The organism is Streptomyces sp. Q2 (genome assembly GCF_056820935.1).
In genome coordinates, this window is record NZ_JBXEJE010000004.1 from 49,148 (window position 1) to 67,308 (window position 18,161).

Below are 18,161 nucleotides of genomic sequence, written 5' to 3' on the forward strand. Positions count from 1 at the left end.
TGCCTCCGTTCGGTTCCCTGTCCTCGGCGCGTCACTGGAGCCGGGACTCGGGCTCTTCTTCCTCTTCGTCCGGCAGCTTCACGTCGCTCACCGCGATGTTGACCTCGACGACCTCGAGGCCGGTCATCCGCTCCACCGCCGCGATGACGTTCTCCCGGACGGCCTGTGCCACATCGGCGATCGCCACGCCGTACTCGACAACGATCTCCAGGTCGAGCGCGGTCTGCACCTCACCGACCTCGACCTTGACCCCGCGGGTCACGGCCTTGGTTCCGCCGGGCACCCGGTCCCGAACGGCTCCGAAGGTACGGCTCAGTCCGCTGCCCATCGCGTGCACACCGACCACGTCCCGGGCGGCCATCCCGGCGATCTTCTCCACGACTCCGTCGGCAATGGTCGTCCGTCCCCGGCCGGCCGGGTCCCCACCGCCGCGCCTGACGGCCTTGCGGGTCTGCGTCGGCGGATCGGTGGCGCCCTCAGGGCTCTGCGTCCGGTTCCGCTCCGTCATGTCACTCATCGCCGTACGTCCCTTCCGGTCGTCCCTCTTGACCACGGTAAGCCGGGTTACGCGATCGCGCGCCGGGGATGCGGCAGGCTGGAGTAATGACGGCGGACCGGTTCACACAGGCGGTACGACAGCGGCTGCGGCTCGGCAGGCTCCTTCCCCTGGGAGGCCCGCGTGACGGCGCGTGGATCTCCGAGGAGGCGACGGAGGCGGTGCTCCTGCGCGCGGCGCGAGACCTGCCCGGCGTACGGCTGGGCTCACTGCGGATCGGGCTCGCCGACCCGGATGACGCGCACGAGCCCGCCGTACCGCCGCCGCCGAGCGCTCTGCCGCCCGGTCCGCTGCGGGTGACGGCGGAGTTCGCGGCCACGGTGTCCGAGCCGCTGCCGACGACGGCGGCCCGCGTACGCGCGCTCCTGGCGGCCGCGGCGGAGGCGCTGGGTCTGGCGGTGGTGGAGGTGGACCTGCGGGTGACGGGTGTGCTGGACGAGGAGACCGGGGCTCCTCCGGTCCCGGAGCCCGAGTCGGCGCGCGCCGCCGAGCCAGGCGCCGGTGACGAGGGCCGCGCGGGTGCCGCCGCGCTGACCGTCCCGGGCGTGCTCCACCTGACGGGTCTGCTGGGGCGGCCGGTGCACGTCGAGGAGCGGCAGGGCGAGAACACCCTGCCGCGTCGCCATGTGCGGGTCGAACTGGCGGTGCGCGCGGACCACCCGGCCCTGGACGTGGCCCGGGAGGTCCGCGCGAAGGTGGAGCAGGCCCTGGCGGATCATCCGACGGTGGCGGTGCTGGTGACCGCGGTCGGCTGAGGGCTTATTCGCCGGCGCCGGCCAGGTCGCGCAGCCGGCGTGCCTGCGCGGCCCGTTCGGCGGCGCGCTGGGCTTCGTAGTCCCGGTCCTGGGCGCCGCGCAGCAGCGCCTTGGTCTCGATGACCGCGTCCCGGGGCGCGGACAGCAGTGCCGCGGCCAGGTCGCGTACCGCGCCGTCGAGCTGGTCCAAGGGCACGGCGACGTTGGCCAGCCCGGTGCTCACGGCCTCCTCGGCGTGCACGAACCGGCCGGTCGCGCAGATCTCCAGTGCCCGGGCATAGCCCACCAGGCCCACGAGCGGGTGCGTGCCCGTGAGGTCCGGCACCAGCCCCAGGCTGGTCTCGCGCATGGCGAACTGCACGTCGTCGGCGACGACGCGCAGGTCGCAGGCGAGAGCGAGTTGGAAGCCCGCGCCGATGGCGTGGCCCTGGACGGCGGCGATGGACACGAGGTCGTTGCGCCGCCACCAGGTGAAGCCCTCCTGGAACCCGGCGATGGCGCCGTCGAGTTCGGCGTCGCCAGTGCGCGCGAGTTCGATGAAGGAGGATTCGCCCTCGATCCCCTCGGGCGTGAACATCTGCCGGTCGAGCCCCGCGGAGAAGGACTTGCCCTCACCGCGCAGCACAACCACTCGGACGTCGCCCGGCAGCAACCTCCCGGCCTCTGCCAACGCCCGCCACAGAGCGGGATTTTGGGCGTTGCGTTTGGCCGGGTTGGTCAGTGTCACCGTGGCGAGCGCGTCGTCCACGGTGAGCCGTACGCCGTCCTTGTCGAGCAGGGGAACGAGTTCCTGGTCGGGCGAAGCCATGGGGCGCCTCCGATGAGTGCGGTCAACAGAGCGATGCTAAGTGACTGCACAGTAACCACCCGGCCGATCAGCCGACCGACCGGGTGGTCACCATCGAAGCCGATGATCCGCCCGGATTCAGGACGAGGCGGCCTTCTTGCCCCGCGTCGCCCCGCCACGCCCACGAAGCGTGACGCCCGACTCGCTGAGCATCCGGTGGACGAAGCCATACGAGCGGCCGGTTTCCTCGGCCAGTGCTCGAATGCTCGCACCGGAGTCGTACTTCTTCTTCAGGTCTGCCGCGAGCTTGTCGCGCGCGGCGCCGGTTACCCGGCTGCCCTTCTTCAGAGTCTCGGCCACCCGTGCCTCCTCATGGGAAGTGCGCTCTGGTCTCCTCATGATCACCCCTCCGGGCCGACATGGCCACCCATTCGGCAAGGTCCGTGAGACACGGTTTTGACGACAGGAGCGCGTCGCCACAAACGGAATATGTGATTCCACGCGGGGATGTTCGTACCGCCGAACGGGTTCTTTCGCGAAGTGCCAGGTCAGGGACGTACGACGGCCGAGCCCTTGTCGATAAAGGGCTCGGCCGTGAAATCGATGTAGGACACACCTCGGTACGAGGAGATCTCACACAGATGATGGATCACCGATGGGCCGAATGATCCAGACGCAGTGGATCACGTCTTCGATCAAGCGTTCCCGGCACGTCCCGGCCCTCGGGCGAGGGTTCGGGGAGGGCTCAGGCGAGAGCGACGAGGTCCGCGTAGTCCGCGCCCCAGAGGTCCTCGACACCGTCGGGCAGCAGGATGATCCGCTCGGGCTGCAGCGCGTCCACGGCGCCCTCGTCGTGGGTGACGAGGACGACCGCGCCCTTGTAGGTGCGCAGGGCGCCGAGAATCTCCTCGCGGCTGGCGGGGTCGAGGTTGTTGGTCGGCTCGTCGAGGAGCAGCACGTTCGCCGAGGACACGACCAGGGTCGCGAGCGCGAGGCGGGTCTTCTCGCCGCCGGAGAGGACGCCGGCGGGCTTGTCCACGTCGTCGCCGGAGAACAGGAAGGAGCCGAGCGTCTTGCGGACCTCGACCAGGTCCAGGTCGGGGTTGGCGGAACGCATGTTCTCCAGGACCGTGCGCTCCGGATCCAGGGTCTCGTGCTCCTGCGCGTAGTAGCCGAGCTTGAGGCCGTGACCCTCGATGACCTGGCCGGTGTCGGGCTTCTCCGCGCCGCCGAGCAGCCGCAGGAGGGTCGTCTTGCCGGCGCCGTTCAGACCGAGGATGACGACGCGCGAGCCCTTGTCGATGGCCAGGTCGACGTCGGTGAAGATCTCCAGCGATCCGTACGACTTGGACAGGCCCTCGGCCATCAGCGGGGTCTTGCCGCAGGGCGCGGGATCCGGGAAGCGGAGCTTGGCGACCTTGTCGGACTTCCGCTCGGCCTCCAGGCCGGCGAGCAACTTGTCGGCGCGGCGGGCCATGTTCTGCGCGGCGACGGTCTTGGTGGCCTTGGCGCGCATCTTGTCGGCCTGCGAGTGGAGCGCGGAGGCCTTCTTCTCGGCGTTCTGCCGCTCGCGCTTGCGGCGCTTCTCGTCGGCCTCGCGTTGCTGCTGGTAGAGCTTCCAGCCCATGTTGTAGACGTCGATCTGGGCGCGGTTGGCGTCGAGGTAGAAGACCTTGTTGACGACGGTCTCGACCAGGTCGACGTCGTGGGAGATCACGATGAAGCCGCCGCGGTAGGTCTTGAGGTAGTCGCGCAGCCAGACGATCGAGTCGGCGTCCAGGTGGTTCGTCGGCTCGTCGAGAAGCAGCGTGTCCGCGTCGGAGAACAGGATGCGGGCCAGCTCGATACGGCGGCGCTGACCGCCGGAGAGCGTATGGAGGGGCTGGCCGAGCACCCGGTCGGGCAGGTTGAGCGCGGCGGCGATGGTGGCGGCCTCCGCCTCGGCGGAGTACCCGCCCTTGGTGAGGAACTCGGTCTCCTGGCGCTCGTACTGCCGCATGGCCTTCTCGCGGGTGGCGCCCGAGCCGCTCGCGATGCGCTGCTCGTTCTCCCGCATCTTGCGGATCAGGGTGTCCAGGCCGCGCGCGGAGAGGATGCGGTCGCCGGCGAGCACGTCGAGGTCGCCGGTGCGGGGGTCCTGCGGGAGGTAGCCGACCTCGCCGGAACTGGTGATGGTGCCGGCGGCGGGGACACCCTGGCCTGCGAGGCACTTGGTGAGGGTGGTCTTGCCGGCGCCGTTGCGGCCGACCAGACCGATGCGGTCGCCCTTGGCGATGCGGAAGGTGGCGGACTCGATGAGGATGCGGGAACCGGCGCGCAGCTCGATACCGGAGGCGGAGATCACGGACAGACTCCAGGGCGGATGGGGTGACGGGAAGGACGGCTGAGGACGTTCCCGCCGTCTAATGCGCGAGGAGAATGGCCATGGGGGCCAGTCTAACGGGGCCGTGCAACCACTTTTTCTGCGTACCGCTGTTCGAGCCGCCTGCCGGGGTTGTCGGCCGGGCTGTCGCCGTGGGCGGCGGACGCAGCTCGCGGGGCGTTGTCAGTGGTCGCTGCCAGACTGGACAGCAGGTGAGATCTCCGGCAGGGATCACAAAGGAGTGATCGGCATGGCAGGAACGAACGGCGGGCGGCCCAGCATCTTCCCGACCCTGCTCTACGCGGACGCGAAAGCGGCGATCCGGCAGCTCACGGAGGCGCTCGGCTTCACGGAGCTGTCGGTGTACGAGGGCGAGGACGGCTCCGTGCTGCACGCCGAGCTGGCGCAGGGCAACGGCGGCGTGATGATCGGCTCCAAGGGCCGCGGCGGCGTCTTCGACACGGCGATGAAGGGCGCGGGCCCGAGCGGGGTGTACGTCGTCGTGGACGACGTCGACGCACACCACCGGCGTGCCGTGGATCACGGCACGGAGATCCTGATGCCCCCGACCGACCAGGACTACGGCTCGCGGGACTACATGGCCCGGGACAGCGAGGGCAACATCTGGAGTTTCGGCACGTACGGCCCCGAGATGGAGGGCTGACGGCGGACAGCCGCCGGCGGCGCTCCCGCGTCAGCTTCCTCCGGTGTGCACCTGGAAGGCCGCCCGGCGTACCGCCTTCGCCAGGGCCGGGTCGGGGTGCGCGGCGGCGAGCGCGACCAGGACCTGCACGGTGCGGGGGTGACCGACGGCACGCACCTCGTCGAGCAGCATGGGGACGGTCGGCTGCACCGCGGACTCCAGGTGCCGCACCAGCATCGGGGCCTCGCCGTGGTCGGCGACGGCGGCGGCGGTGTCGACCCACAGCCACGTGGCCTCTTCCCGGGTGAGGACCTCGTGGGCGTCCTCGGGGTCGATGCCGTCGTGCTCGGCCAGCCACAGCAGGGCGTACGGCCGCAGGGTGGGCTCGTCGGCCACGGAGCGGACGTCGGGCTCGGCGGGGGCGCCGACGACCCGCAGCGCCTCGAAGGCGAGGCCGCGCAGCAGGGCGTCCTCGCCGCGGGCGGCGCCGAGCAACTCGGTGACGGCGCTGCCGACGGGGCGGGCGGCGAGCCAGGCTCGGTACTCGGCGCGGGCCGCGTTCGGGCGCAGCTGGGCGCAGCCCCGGAGCATGCCCTCGGCCGCCTGCTCGATGTTCCCGGCGGGGCTCTGCGCGGCGACGCAGATCTGCTCCAGCTTGACCCAGACCGCCCAGTTGCCCAGCGGGGTGAGCGTGGCCTGCCCGTCGCCGTAGGTGAGGGCACCGACGGAGGCGAGGGCGCGCAGGGCCCAGTCGAGGAGGGGCGAGAGCGGGGCGTCGTCGGGCTCCGGCCGGGCCGGGGGCGACGGGACGGGTACCGGTACCGGCTGGGGGCCGTACGGGATCTCGCAGCGCTCCGTGCGCAGCTCGGTGACCCGCTGCTCCAGAAGGTCGAGGAGTTGCTCCACGGGGACGGGGCCGGCGGACAGCTGGAGGAAGGAGAGCACCTGGGGCATCGCCGAGACGACCTCGGCGACGGCGGCCGCCTCGTGGTCGGCCGGTTCCGGGCAGGCCAGCGACCAGGCGTCGAAGAGGGCGACCCAGCCGCGCAGCACGGCGCTGTCGTCACGGTCCCAGGCACGCAGCCGCCAGCCGGGGCGGGCGGTGTCGCCGTGCACCTCGACCAGGCCGGCGAGACGGGCGGTGTCCCAGTCCGCGCGGACCTGAGCCGCGGTCAGGCCCAGGTCGGCGGCGGCTCGTTCGGCGGTCTCGCCGGAGAGGGCGCCCTTGCCGTCGGGGTTCGCGCCGTCCCGGCGGGGGCGCAGCGCGGCGTCCGCCCAGTGGGCGACGCGGGCGGCGGCGGCCAGGCCGGAGCGTGCCATTCTGGCCAGTTCCGCGGGGGCCGGGGTGCCTTCCGGCGGGCGGGGCGCGGGGCGGCGCGGGCGCCGCTGGTTCACAGCTGTGGGGGCGGCGGCCAGGGGTCGCGGGCGGACGAGTCGAAGCCTGGAGTCGCGCGGGATACGGGACGTCACGGGTGCAGTCTTCCGGTTGACGGTCCGAAAACCCAAACGGAATGGCACGGCGGGCGACCGGGAGGGCTGGCGCCGGGCCCTCGCGAGCGGCCGCAGGCCGAGATCAGGCCAGTGGTACGGCGTTAAACGGAAGGCCCGGCACCGGGAGCGGAGGAGATGGCCGGGCGGGGGCCTGAGGAGGCGTCACGTCACATCAACGGCGTCAGGAAGCGGCGCAGGGCCTCTTCGTAGGCCTTCGGGTCGGCGTTCCACATGGCCGCGTGGGGCGCTCGACGGACCGTGTGGAGGGCGACCCGGCCGGAGTGGGTCGCGGCGAGGCGGCGGGAGTGGGCCCAGGGGGCCACCGTGTCGTCCGGGCCGTGGAAGAGCAGGGTCGGCGGCATGGCGAGACGGTCGGGGGTCGCGGCGGCGCCGAGGCGGTCGCCGTACAGGCCGGTGCGGCCCTGTGCGGCGCGTACCGCGAGCGGCAGCAGGGCGCTCGGGGTGCGGCGGGCCGAGGCGAGGGCGCGCAGGGTCGCCTCCCAGTTGAGGACCGGGGAGTCGAGGACGAGCCCCGAGATCCGCTCCCGCAGCCCCGAGCGCGCGGCGGCCCGCAGCGCCATCGTGGCGCCGGTGGACCAGCCGTGCAGGACGAGCTGCCGGGCGCCGTGGCCGACGGCGTAACGCATCGCCGCGTCCAGGTCGCGCCACTCGGTCTCGCCGAGGTGGTTGAGGCCGTCCGGTGGGCGGGGCGCGCCGAGGTCGCCACGGTAGGCGAGGGCGAGTACCGGGAAGCGGTGGCGGTGCAGGAACTCCATGACGTTCATGGGGTGTTCTCGGGTGGTGCCGAGGCCGTGCACCGCGATCACCCAGGTGTCGCGTACGCCGGGCACGAACCAGGCGGGCAGGGCGCCGAGTTCACCGGGGACGTCGATGTCGGTGTGGTCCAGGCCGAGGGCGGTGCCGGGGTCGCCCGCGTACACGTTCGGGGTGAGCCAGACCTTGTCGCCGGGTTTCAGGGTGCCGTGCGTGACGCGTTCCAGGCGGCGTACGACGGTGTCGGCGGAGTGGGGCTCCGTGCCGAGGACGGGGCCGACGACCGCGTGCGAGCCGTCGCCGCGAAGGCCGTGGACGCCGGGGCGCAGGGCGGCCAGGTCGCGGGTGAGGGCGACGCGGCCGGCCGCAGTCGCGTGCACGGTGAGGTGGGGTTCGGTGGGCAGGGGGCGGCCCGCGGGCGCCTTGAGCGCGGCGTCGGCGGCGAGCCGGCCGACGGCGATTCCGGCGGCGCCGGCGGCCAGGGCCGCGGTGACGGCGGCGGTCGTTGCGGTGACAGTGCGCACCCGTCCAGTGTCCTGGCGGACCTCGTCGGCGGCCAGTGGGAGTGCGCTCGGGGCGGCTCTCGCGGTGGGCGGGCCGGGAGCCGTCGCGGCGGCCTGCGGCTCAGCCTCGCTGCCCGTACCCCCGCAGCCGCTCACCCGCCTCCGCGAGCTGTGCCTCGGAAAGCAGGGCCGGCGAGAGGCCCGGTACCGAGGACGCCGTCAGCCACAGGCGGCACATCCATTCCAGCTGGGCCGTGCGGTCGTAGGCCTGGTCCAGGGTGGTGCCGTAGGTGAGGGTGCCGTGGTTCTGCAGGAGGCAGGCGGAGCGGTCGGCGAGGGCGTGGAGCATGTTCTCGGCCAACTCGTCGGTGCCGTATGTGGCATACGGGGCAACCCGGACGGGGCCGCCCAGCGCGCCGGCCATGTAGTGGATCGCCGGGAGCTCGGGGACGAGCGTGGAGACGGCCGTGGCGTGCACGGCGTGGGTGTGGACGACGGCGAGCGCGTCGGTGGTGCGGTAGACGGCCAGGTGCATGGGCAGCTCGCTGGTGGGGACGAGGGTGCCGAGGACCTGCCGGCCGTCGAGGTCGACGCCGGTGACGTCGTCCGGCGCGAGCCGGTCGTAGGGGACGCCCGACGGTGTGACCAGGACGGTGTCCTCGACGCGTACCGAGACGTTGCCGGAGGTCCCGACGACCAGTCCGTCGGACACCGTCCGCCGGGCCGTCGCGACGAGCGCCTCCCAGGCGTGCGCCTCCTCGGGGCGCACACTCCTCCCCCGCGGCTCCGGCACATCCTGTGCGCCGTCCCGGCCGCCCCGCACGCCCCCGGCGTCCCGCCGCTCCTCAGCCATGCGGCGATCCTGCCAGGCGCGGCGTCAACCCGCCCGCGGGCGAGGGCACTTTAGGCCGGAACCGGCACCTCCGAAAGAGCACATATGGGCATACACAGGCTTCTTCGGTCGCTTGGCCGGAGATCACCGGAGATGCGACGACCTTCCAGTAATCTCTGGGGGATTTGTCGTGCACGTCGCCATTCCGGGGGGACATATGGCCCGTGATCGCAATCCGTCCCGTCGCCGCACCCGCGCCTTGGCGGCGGCCGCGGCGGCACTCACCGTCGGGGGAACAGCCCTCGCCGAGACGCCCGCCTCGGCCGCGAGCCTGCCCAAGGGGCACGACGTCTCTTCCCACCAGAAGAACGTCGACTGGCAGAAGGCCAGGGCGAAGGGCGCCACGTTCGTCTACGTCAAGGCGACCGAGTCCACCACCTACCGCAACCCGTACTTCGGCCGGCAGTACAACGGCGCGCGCGAGGCGGGCATCATCCGCGGGGCGTACCACTTCGCCCTGCCGAACACGTCGTCCGGCTCGGCGCAGGCAGCGCACTTCGTGCGCAACGGCGGCAGCTGGAGTGCGGACGGCTGGACACTGCCGCCCGCGCTCGACATCGAATACAACCCGTACGACAAGAAGCACAAGTGCTACGGCCTGACCAAGCCGAAGATGGTCAGCTGGATCAAGTCGTTCAGCGACGAGGTCAAACGGCTCACCGGCCGCCGTCCGGTGATCTACACCACCGCCCACTGGTGGAACACGTGCACCGGCGGCAGCCCCGCCTTCGCCGCCAACCACGCCCTGTGGGTCGCCCGCTACAACTCGGCGAACGCCGGAACGCTGCCCGCCGGCTGGTCGTTCTGGACCATCTGGCAGTACGACAACAGTGGCGGCCTGCCGGGTGACCAGAATCTCTTCAACGGGTCCCGGACCCAGCTGAGGGAGTTCGCCAGAGGCGACTGATCCCGCGGCGTCGGGGCCGCGCGGATCAACTGGAGCCCGGTGGAGCGAGAACCGTCGAATCCAGACACCGTGCGGCCCTGCTCAGTTCATCTTCCGTTCACCCTGGTTACCTACGTTCATCTGGCCAATGACCTCGAACGATTGCCTGGGTAAATGGAAAACTTCTCGCTGATCCTCGCGATTGTGGTAGTAACCGCACTCGCGTTCGATTTCACGAACGGTTTCCACGACACCGCCAACGCGATGGCCACCACCATCTCGACCGGTGCACTCAAGCCCAAGGTCGCGGTGGCCATGTCCGCCGTGCTGAACCTTGTAGGCGCTTTCCTCTCCGTGGAGGTCGCCAACACGATCTCCAAGGGTCTCGTCGACGAATCCGGCATCCGTCCCGAGGTCATCTTCGCCGCCCTGGTCGGCGCGATCCTCTGGAACCTGCTGACGTGGCTGGTCGGGCTCCCCTCCAGCTCCTCGCACGCCCTCATGGGCGGCCTCATCGGCGCCACCATCGCCTCCGCGGGCGTCGGCGCGGTGCACGGTGACGTCCTGGTCACCAAGGTCCTGATCCCGGCGATCGCCGCCCCGATCGTGGCGGGCCTGGCGGCGATGCTCGCCACGCGCCTGTCCTACTCCCTCGGCAAGAAGGCCGACGGCAAGGCCGCCGAGAAGGGCTACCGCGCCGGCCAGATCGCCTCCGCCGGCCTGGTCTCCCTGGCCCACGGCACCAACGACGCCCAGAAGACGATGGGCATCATCACCCTCGCCCTGGTCGCCGGCGGCGCCGTCGCCCCCGACTCGGACCCGCCCACCTGGGTCATCCTCTCCGCGGGCCTCGCCATCGCGCTCGGCACCTACCTCGGCGGCTGGCGCATCATCCGCACCATGGGCAAGGGCCTGACCGACCTCCAGCCGCAGCAGGGCTTCGCCGCCCAGACCAGCGCGGCCACGGTCATCCTGGCCTCCTCCCACCTCGGCTTCTCCCTGTCCACCACGCACTCCGTCTCCGGCTCGGTGATGGGCGCCGGACTCGGCCGCAAGGGCGGCGTGGTCCGCTGGTCGACGGCGACCCGCATGTTCGTGGCGTGGGGCCTGACCCTGCCCGCCGCGGCCCTGGTGGGCGCGCTCGCGGAGTATGTGACCGGCTTCGGCGCCTGGGGCACCGCCCTCGTCGCCGTCTTCCTCATCGCCTCCAGCGCGGCGATCTGGAAGCTCTCGCGCCGCGAGGTCGTCGACCACACGAACGTCAACGACAGCGAGGAGCCGGCCGGCGTGGTCACCACGGCGATCGCCGCCGTGACGCCGCCGCCGGTCGGGGCCTCGGTGACTGAGGACCTCACGGCCACGATCCCGGCCCCGGCCAGCGCGGCCGACCCCGCGGCCCCGTCGGCCGCGACCACCGTCTGAGCCCCGCCACCCAGGCACCAACCGGCATGAAGGAAGAACCAGCATGAAGATCGACTGGGCGGCCCTCGGATCCGTCTTCGGCATCAGCCTCCTGATCACCGTGACCCTCGTGGCCCTCTTCACCCTCGGCATCGTGGGCCTGTCCCGCCGCGAGCGGGCCGTCGCGCAGGGCGGCACGGCCGCTGCCGCGGTCACGGGTGCGTACGCGTGCTTCGCGGCCTGCGCGGCGGCTGTCGGGTACGGGATCTATCTGATCGTGGCCTGACGTCACGGCACGACAACCGGGCGGGTGCGGGGCTTCGGCCTCGCACCCGCCCGGTTGTCGCATGTCGGCGTCACCCGCGCGGTCGACGGCGACACGTGCGGGGCACACCGCCGGGCGGAGTGCCTCCGTGACGGACGCGCCGCTCAAACCATGCCCTTTCGGTACCTTCCACCCGTAACTACCGGCGCCTCATCCCTTCCTGACGGACCACATGCGTTGACGAAGCGTGATCACAAGCGCCTGACCGGAGAGCCGCCCCGCGCAGGCGAATCACCGGCCGGCCGGCCCCCGTGAGCCGACCGTCATGCCACCGATGTGGGTCTCAGCACACTCCCCTCTCGCAGGTCAACAGCAAGTTGACGGCCCTTCCAACCCCGTGGTGGACTGCCGGAGCCATGTACGGCGGTAGGAGAGGAAGCCGGTGTGAGTCCGGCGCGGTCCCGCCACTGTCACCGGGGTAGGAAGCCCCGGGAGCCAGGAACTCTCACCGCCGATCTCGTCGAACCAGGGCGCGGACACCCTGAGTGAGGACATATCGCCATGCGCGGCTGCCGTTCGAGGTTCAACACCAGCACCCTGTCTGTGACAGCGGTCGGCTGAGTCCATGCGTGCCGATCGCGTTTTCGCGTACGGCGCCGCCGCCGGCCTTCTCGGCGACCTCCTGCTCGGCGATCCACGCCGTGGGCATCCGGTCGCCGTGTTCGGGCGGGCCGCGGGTGCCGTGGAACGGGCGTTGTGGCGGGACCACCGGGGGTGGGGCGCGCTGCACGCCGTCGTGTGCGCCGGGGGCGCGGTCGCTGTCGGGGCCGTGGCCGCACGGAGCGTACGTACCTCCACTGCCGCTTCCCTCGCGCTCACCGGAGCCGCCACCTGGGCCGTGGTCGGCGGGACTTCACTCGCCCGGGAGGCCCGGGGCGTCGGGCAGGCCCTGGAGGCGGGGGACATCGACGCCGCGCGGGACCGGCTGCCGCATCTGTGCGGGCGGGATCCGCAGGCCCTCGACGCCGACGGGATCGCCCGGGCGGTCGTCGAGTCCGTTGCCGAGAACACCTCCGACGCGGTGGTCGGGGCGCTGGTGTGGGGAGCCGTGGGCGGTGTGCCCGGGCTGCTCGGCTTCCGGGCCGTGAACACCCTCGACGCCATGGTCGGCCACAAGTCGCCCCGGTATCGGCGGTACGGGTGGGCTTCCGCTCGGCTCGACGATCTCGCCGGGTGGCCGGGCGCGCGGCTCACCGCCGTGCTGGCCGCGCTGACGGGTTCGGATCCCCGGGGCGCCGTGCGTGCCTGGCGGGAGGACGCCGCGAAGCATCCGAGTCCCAACGCCGGGCCCGTGGAGGCCTCGTTCGCGGGGGCGCTCGGGGTGCGGCTCGGCGGGACGTTGTCGTACGGGGGGCGGATCGAGCATCGGCCTGTGCTGAACGGGGAGGGGCGTGCCGTGCGGGTGGGGGACATCGAGAGGGCTGTTCGGTTGTCGCAGCGGGTCGGGTGGCTCGCACTGGGGGTGAGTGCGGCGGGGGCACTGCTGCGGGGGCGCGTCAAGGGGCGCTCGGGGCCGCGGGCTGTGCCCACCGGTTCGGTCCCGCGCGCGGGTGGTGCGTCATGACCGGTGGTGGTCTTCTCGTCGCCGGTACCACCTCCGACGCCGGCAAGAGCGTCGTCACCGCCGGGATCTGCCGGTGGCTGGTGCGGCAGGGGGTCAAGGTCGCGCCGTTCAAGGCGCAGAACATGTCCCTCAATTCGTTCGTGACGCGTGAGGGTGCCGAGATCGGGCGGGCGCAGGCCATGCAGGCGCAGGCCTGCCGGGTCGAGCCGACCGCGCTGATGAACCCCGTGCTGCTCAAGCCGGGCGGTGAGCAGAGCAGTCAGGTCGTGCTGCTCGGCAAGCCGGTCGGTGAGCTCAGTGCGCGGGGGTATCACGGGGGGCGGCAGCAGAAGCTTCTCGGGACCGTTCTCGACTGTCTCGCCGAGTTGCGGGGCACGTATGACGCGGTGATCTGTGAGGGGGCCGGCAGCCCCGCCGAGATCAACCTGCGGCGGACGGACATCGTGAACATGGGGATCGCCCGGAATGCCGGGCTGCCCGTACTCGTGGTCGGTGACATCGACCGCGGCGGGGTCTTCGCCTCCTTCTTCGGGACCGTCGCGCTGCTGTCGCCGGAGGATCAGGCGCTCGTCGCGGGGTTCCTCGTGAACAAGTTCCGGGGGGACGTGTCCCTGCTCGAACCCGGGCTCGACATGCTGCACTCGCTCACCGGGCGGCGCACGTACGGCGTCCTGCCCTTCCGGCACGGGCTCGGCATCGACGAGGAGGACGGGCTGCGGGTCTCGCTGCGGGGGACGGTCAGGGAGTCGGTCGTGGCCCCGCCCGTCGGCGAGGACGTGTTGCGGGTCGCCGTCTGTGCGGTCCCGCTGATGTCCAACTTCACCGACGTCGACGCCCTGGCCGCCGAGCCGGGTGTCGTCGTGCGGTTCGTAGACCGGCCGGAGGAGTTGGCGGATGCCGACCTCGTCGTCATTCCGGGGACCCGGGGGACCGTACGGGCCCTGCAGTGGCTGCGGGAGCGGGGGCTTGCCGACGCCCTCGTCCGCAGGGCCGCCGAACAAAGGCCCATTCTCGGCATCTGCGGCGGCTTCCAGGTCCTCGGCGAGCACATCGAGGACGAGGTCGAGAGCCGGCAGGGGCATGTCGAGGGGATCGGGGTCCTTCCCGTCCGGGTGCGGTTCGCCCGCGAGAAGACCCTCACCCGGCCCGTCGGCGAGGCCCTCGGCGAACACGTCGAGGGGTACGAGATCCATCACGGGGTCGCCGAGATCGAGGGCGGGGAGCCCTTCTTGGACGGCTGCCGGGTCGGTCAGACCTGGGGCACCCACTGGCACGGCTCGCTGGAGTCGGACGGTTTCCGGCGGGCCTTCCTGCGCGAGGTGGCGGCCGCCGCGGGCCGCCTTTTCGTACCGGCGGCCGACACCTCGTTCGCCGCGCTGCGCGAGGAGCAGCTCGACCGGCTCGGCGACCTGATCGAACAGCACGCGGACACGGACGCGCTGTGGCGGCTCATCGAGTCCGGCGCGCCGCAAGGACTGCCTTTCATTCCACCGGGAGCGCCCGCATGAGCACAGTGTTGTTGTTGTCGACCGCCGACACGGATCTGCTGGCGGCCCGGGCCGCTTCCGATGCCTCGTACCGGATCGGCAATCCGAACCGGGTGGACGTGGCGGAGGAACTCCCCCGTCTCGTCGAGGGCTCGGACATCGCCGTCGTACGACTGCTCGGCGGCAAGCGTGCCTGGGAGGACGGGCTCGCCGCCCTCAAGGCCTCGGGCATCCCGACCGTTCTGCTCGGCGGGGAGACCGTGCCCGACGCGGAGCTCATGGCCGAGTCGTCGGTGCCCGCCGGTGTGGTGGCCGAGGCGCTGCGGTATCTCGTCGAGGGCGGCCCGGCCAACCTCACGGAGCTCGCCCGGTTCCTGTCCGACACCGTGCTGCTGACGGGTGAGGGGTTCGTCGAGCCGCGGAAGATGCCGGAGTACGGCGTCCACGGGGAGCGCGCCTTCGTCGACGGCCGTCCGACCGTCGGTGTGCTCTTCTACCGCGCCCACCAGCTCAGCGGCAACACCGCCTTCGTGGACACGCTGTGCGAGGCGATCGAGGCGAAGGGCGCCAACGCCCTTCCCGTGTACTGCGGTTCGCTGCGCGGCGCCGACGCCGGGCTGTACGAGATCCTCGGGAAGGCCGACGCCCTCGTCGCCACCGTCCTCGCCGCCGGCGGCACGCACGCCTCGCAGGCCTCGGCCGGAGGCGACGAGGAGGCCTGGGACATCGGGGCGCTCGCCGACCTCGACATCCCCGTGTTGCAGGGCCTGTGCCTGACCTCCTCGAAGAGCGCCTGGGAGGAGTCCGACGCCGCCCTCTCCCCCATGGACGCGGCGATGCAGGTCGCGATCCCGGAGTTCGACGGGCGGCTGATCACGGTCCCCTTCTCCTTCAAGGAGCAGGGGCCGGACGACGTCCCCGTGTACGTCGCCGACCCCGAGCGGGCCGCGCGGGTCGCCGGAATCGCCGTACGGCACGCGGTGCTGAAGCACAAGCCGAACCAGGACAAGAAGCTCGCCCTCGTCTTCACCGCCTATCCGACCAAGCACTCCCGGGTCGGGAACGCCGTGGGGCTGGACACACCCGCGTCGGCGATCCGCGTCCTGGACTCGCTCCGCGACGCCGGGTACGCCGTCGAGGGGCATCCCGACAACGGCGACGAGCTGATCCACCGGCTGATCAACGCCGGTGGTCACGACGTCGAATGGCTGACCGAGGAGCAGCTCGCCGCCGCGCCCGCGCGGGTGCCGCTCGCCGACTACCGGGCGTGGTTCGACACGCTCGACGCGGGGCTGCGGGAGGGCATGCTGGAGGCGTGGGGCGAGCCGCCGGGCAGCCTGTACGTCGACGGGGACGACATCGTCCTGGCCTCCCTGCAGTTCGGCAACGTCGTCGTCATGATCCAGCCGCCGCGCGGCTTCGGCGAGAACCCGATCGCGATCTACCACGACCCCGACATGCCGCCCTCGCACCACTACATGGCGGCCTACCGGTGGCTGGAGAACTCGTTCGGCGCCGACGCGGTCGTGCACATGGGCAAGCACGGCACGATGGAGTGGCTGCCGGGCAAGGGCCTCGGGCTCTCCAGGAGCTGCGCGCCCGACGCCGTCCTCGGTGAACTGCCCCTCGTCTACCCGTTCATCGTCAACGACCCGGGCGAGGGCACCCAGGCCAAGCGTCGCGGGCACGCCACCGTCGTCGACCATCTCGTACCGCCCATGGCCCGCGCGGACACCTACGGCGACCTGGCCAAGCTGGAGCAACTGCTCGACGAGTACGCGCTCGTCTCCGACCTGGACCCGACGAAGGCGCCGGCCGTGCGCGCGCAGATCTGGACGCTGGTGAAGGCGGCCGAGCTGCACCACGACCTGCACGTCGACGACCAGCCGGACGACGACGCGTTCGACGAGTTCGTCATGCACATCGACGGCTATCTGTGCGAGATCAAGGACGTGCAGATCCGCGACGGACTGCACATCCTCGGCGGCGGTCCGGTCGGCGAGCCGCGTGTCAACCTCGTGCTCGCCGTGCTGCGCGCCTCGCAGGTGTGGGGCGGGCAGGCGAACGCGCTGCCGGGGCTGCGGGCCTGCCTCGCGACTCATTTCGGGCTCACCGAGAAGGAGTTGCTGGCCGAGCCCGGAGCGCCGGTCAAGGTCCCGGTGGAACTGACGGACCTCGTCGAGGGCCCTGCCCGCTCGGCCGCCGACGCGATCGACCTGCTGGAGCAGCTGTGCCGGCGGTTCGCCGAGGGCATGGAGGCACGCGGGTGGGCCGTGGCCGAGAGCGCACCTCTCGTTCGGGAGGTCATCGGCACCGAACTCCCCGACGCCGTCGCCGTGCTGGAGTTCGCCTGCAAGGAGGTCGTGCCCCGGCTGGAGAAGACCACCGACGAGATCGGGCACATCCTGAAGGCGCTGGACGGCGGTTACGTCCCGGCGGGACCGTCCGGTTCGCCGACGCGCGGCCTGGTCAACGTCCTCCCGACCGGCCGCAACTTCTACTCCGTCGACCCCAAGGCCATTCCGTCCCGGCTGAGTTGGGAGGTCGGGCAGTCCCTCGCCGACTCGCTCGTGCAGCGGTACCTCCAGGACACCGGCGAGTACCCGAAGTCCGTCGGGCTCACGGTGTGGGGCACCTCCGCCATGCGCACCCAGGGCGACGACATCGCCGAGATCCTGGCGCTGCTGGGCTGCCGTCCCGTCTGGGACGACGCCTCGCGCCGGGTGACCGGCTTCGAGGTCGTGCCGCTCGCCGAGCTCGGGCGTCCGCGCATCGACGTCACGGTCCGTATCTCCGGGTTCTTCCGGGACGCGTTCCCGCACGTCGTCGGACTGATCGACGACGCCGTGCGGGCGGTGGCCGACCTGGACGAGCCGGCCGAGCAGAACTTCGTGAAGGCGCACGCCGACGAGGACACCGCCGAGCACGGTGACCGGCGGCGCGCGACGGCCCGTATCTTCGGCTCCAAGCCGGGCGCGTACGGGGCCGGTCTGCTGCCGCTGATCGACGCCCGCAACTGGCGCTCGGACGCCGACCTCGCCGAGGTGTACGCGGTGTGGGGCGGCTACGCCTACGGGCGCGGGCTCGGGGGCCGGGCGGCGCGCGGGGACATGGAGACGGCGTTCAAGCGGATCGCCGTGGCGGCGAAGAACGTCGACACCCGCGAGCACGACCTCGTCGACGCCGACGACTACTTCCAGTACCACGGCGGCATGGTCGCCATGGTCCGGCACCTGACGGGCGCCTCCCCCGAGGCGTACGTCGGTGACTCGGCCACACCGGACCAGGTGAAGACCCGCACGCTCGGCGAGGAGACGCACCGCGTCTTCCGCGCCCGCGTGGTCAACCCGCGCTGGATGGCGGCCATGCGCCGGCACGGCTACAAGGGCGCCTTCGAGATGGCGGCGACCGTCGACTACCTCTTCGGGTACGACGCCACGGCCGGGGTCGTGGACGACTGGATGTACGAGAAGCTCGCCGGCGAGTACGTCTTCGCCCCGGAGAACCAGGAGTTCATGAAGCGATCGAATCCCTGGGCGCTGAGGGGCATCACGGAGCGTCTGCTGGAGGCGGCTGACCGAGGGCTCTGGGCGGAGCCGGACCAGGAGACCCTGGACCGGCTCCGGGCGACCTACCTCGAACTCGAGGGCGATCTGGAGGGAGACGCGTGATCTCCCTGGAAACCCCCGCGTCGGCGGGGAGCACACCAGCACACCGCCTACTGCCGGCGACACG

15 protein-coding genes and 1 riboswitch are annotated in these 18,161 nt (G+C 71.8%); of the genes, 8 read left to right on the forward strand and 7 right to left on the reverse strand.

Going from position 1 to position 18,161, the window contains the following annotated elements; genetic code table 11:
* Window positions 1-31: 31 nt before the first annotated feature.
* Entirely contained in the window at window positions 32-517 is a 486-nt protein-coding gene (locus tag ACWBNA_RS06075; RefSeq protein WP_482703079.1) for an Asp23/Gls24 family envelope stress response protein, read from the reverse strand.
* An 86-nt stretch (window positions 518-603) separates the two neighbouring features.
* Between ACWBNA_RS06075 and ACWBNA_RS06080 the strand changes: the two genes are divergently transcribed.
* The gene (locus ACWBNA_RS06080) at window positions 604-1,311 is read left to right on the forward strand and encodes a nucleopolyhedrovirus P10 family protein (protein WP_482703081.1); all 708 of its coding nucleotides are present in this window, start codon (window positions 604-606) and stop codon (window positions 1,309-1,311) included.
* Between the two features lie 4 nt (window positions 1,312-1,315).
* On the opposite strand, the gene ACWBNA_RS06085 is transcribed toward ACWBNA_RS06080, so the two are convergent.
* From ACWBNA_RS06085 to ACWBNA_RS06095, 3 genes are all read right to left on the reverse strand, one after another.
* Window positions 1,316-2,119 (reverse strand): enoyl-CoA hydratase/isomerase family protein, encoded by an 804-nt coding sequence (locus tag ACWBNA_RS06085; protein ID WP_482703083.1) that lies wholly within the window; start codon window positions 2,117-2,119, stop codon window positions 1,316-1,318.
* 117 nt (window positions 2,120-2,236) lie between these two features.
* Complete coding sequence (locus tag ACWBNA_RS06090; RefSeq protein ID WP_004002281.1) at window positions 2,237-2,458, reverse strand: helix-turn-helix domain-containing protein; 222 nt, start codon at window positions 2,456-2,458, stop codon at window positions 2,237-2,239.
* A gap of 385 nt (window positions 2,459-2,843) precedes the next feature.
* Complete coding sequence (locus ACWBNA_RS06095) at window positions 2,844-4,442, reverse strand: ABC-F family ATP-binding cassette domain-containing protein (protein ID WP_482703085.1); 1,599 nt, start codon at window positions 4,440-4,442, stop codon at window positions 2,844-2,846.
* 268 nt (window positions 4,443-4,710) lie between these two features.
* On the opposite strand from ACWBNA_RS06095, the gene ACWBNA_RS06100 reads away from it, so the two are divergent.
* On the forward strand, window positions 4,711-5,124 hold the full coding sequence (locus ACWBNA_RS06100; RefSeq protein WP_482703087.1) for a VOC family protein: 414 nt from the start codon (window positions 4,711-4,713) through the stop codon (window positions 5,122-5,124).
* Window positions 5,125-5,154: 30 nt separating this feature from the next.
* On the opposite strand, the gene ACWBNA_RS06105 is transcribed toward ACWBNA_RS06100, so the two are convergent.
* From ACWBNA_RS06105 to ACWBNA_RS06115, 3 genes are all read right to left on the reverse strand, one after another.
* Window positions 5,155-6,573, reverse strand: a complete 1,419-nt coding sequence (locus ACWBNA_RS06105) for a hypothetical protein (RefSeq protein ID WP_482703089.1) — start codon at window positions 6,571-6,573, stop codon at window positions 5,155-5,157.
* A 188-nt stretch (window positions 6,574-6,761) separates the two neighbouring features.
* Complete coding sequence (locus tag ACWBNA_RS06110) at window positions 6,762-7,892, reverse strand: alpha/beta hydrolase (protein ID WP_482703091.1); 1,131 nt, start codon at window positions 7,890-7,892, stop codon at window positions 6,762-6,764.
* Window positions 7,893-7,992: 100 nt separating this feature from the next.
* On the reverse strand, window positions 7,993-8,724 hold the full coding sequence (locus ACWBNA_RS06115) for a class II aldolase/adducin family protein (protein ID WP_482703093.1): 732 nt from the start codon (window positions 8,722-8,724) through the stop codon (window positions 7,993-7,995).
* Between the two features lie 196 nt (window positions 8,725-8,920).
* Between ACWBNA_RS06115 and ACWBNA_RS06120 the strand changes: the two genes are divergently transcribed.
* From ACWBNA_RS06120 to cobN, 6 genes are all read left to right on the forward strand, one after another.
* Complete coding sequence (locus ACWBNA_RS06120) at window positions 8,921-9,670, forward strand: lysozyme (protein WP_482703340.1); 750 nt, start codon at window positions 8,921-8,923, stop codon at window positions 9,668-9,670.
* A gap of 153 nt (window positions 9,671-9,823) precedes the next feature.
* A complete protein-coding gene (locus ACWBNA_RS06125) occupies window positions 9,824-11,071 on the forward strand; it encodes an inorganic phosphate transporter (protein ID WP_482703095.1) in 1,248 nt (415 codons plus the stop codon).
* Between the two features lie 43 nt (window positions 11,072-11,114).
* On the forward strand, window positions 11,115-11,336 hold the full coding sequence (locus ACWBNA_RS06130; RefSeq protein WP_482703097.1) for a hypothetical protein: 222 nt from the start codon (window positions 11,115-11,117) through the stop codon (window positions 11,334-11,336).
* Between the two features lie 363 nt (window positions 11,337-11,699).
* A riboswitch (cobalamin riboswitch) is annotated at window positions 11,700-11,839 on the forward strand.
* A 101-nt stretch (window positions 11,840-11,940) separates the two neighbouring features.
* Window positions 11,941-12,939: a cobalamin biosynthesis protein gene (locus ACWBNA_RS06135; protein WP_482703099.1), complete on the forward strand. Its 999-nt coding sequence runs from the start codon at window positions 11,941-11,943 to the stop codon at window positions 12,937-12,939.
* On the forward strand, window positions 12,936-14,447 hold the full coding sequence (locus ACWBNA_RS06140) for a cobyric acid synthase (RefSeq protein WP_482703101.1): 1,512 nt from the start codon (window positions 12,936-12,938) through the stop codon (window positions 14,445-14,447). The genes ACWBNA_RS06135 and ACWBNA_RS06140 overlap by 4 nt, the downstream gene beginning before the upstream one ends.
* Window positions 14,444-18,097 carry a cobaltochelatase subunit CobN gene (cobN, locus tag ACWBNA_RS06145; RefSeq protein WP_482703103.1) on the forward strand — a complete coding sequence of 1,218 codons (3,654 nt, stop codon included), beginning with the start codon at window positions 14,444-14,446 and terminating at the stop codon, window positions 18,095-18,097. The genes ACWBNA_RS06140 and cobN overlap by 4 nt, the downstream gene beginning before the upstream one ends.
* Window positions 18,098-18,161 lie beyond the last annotated feature (64 nt).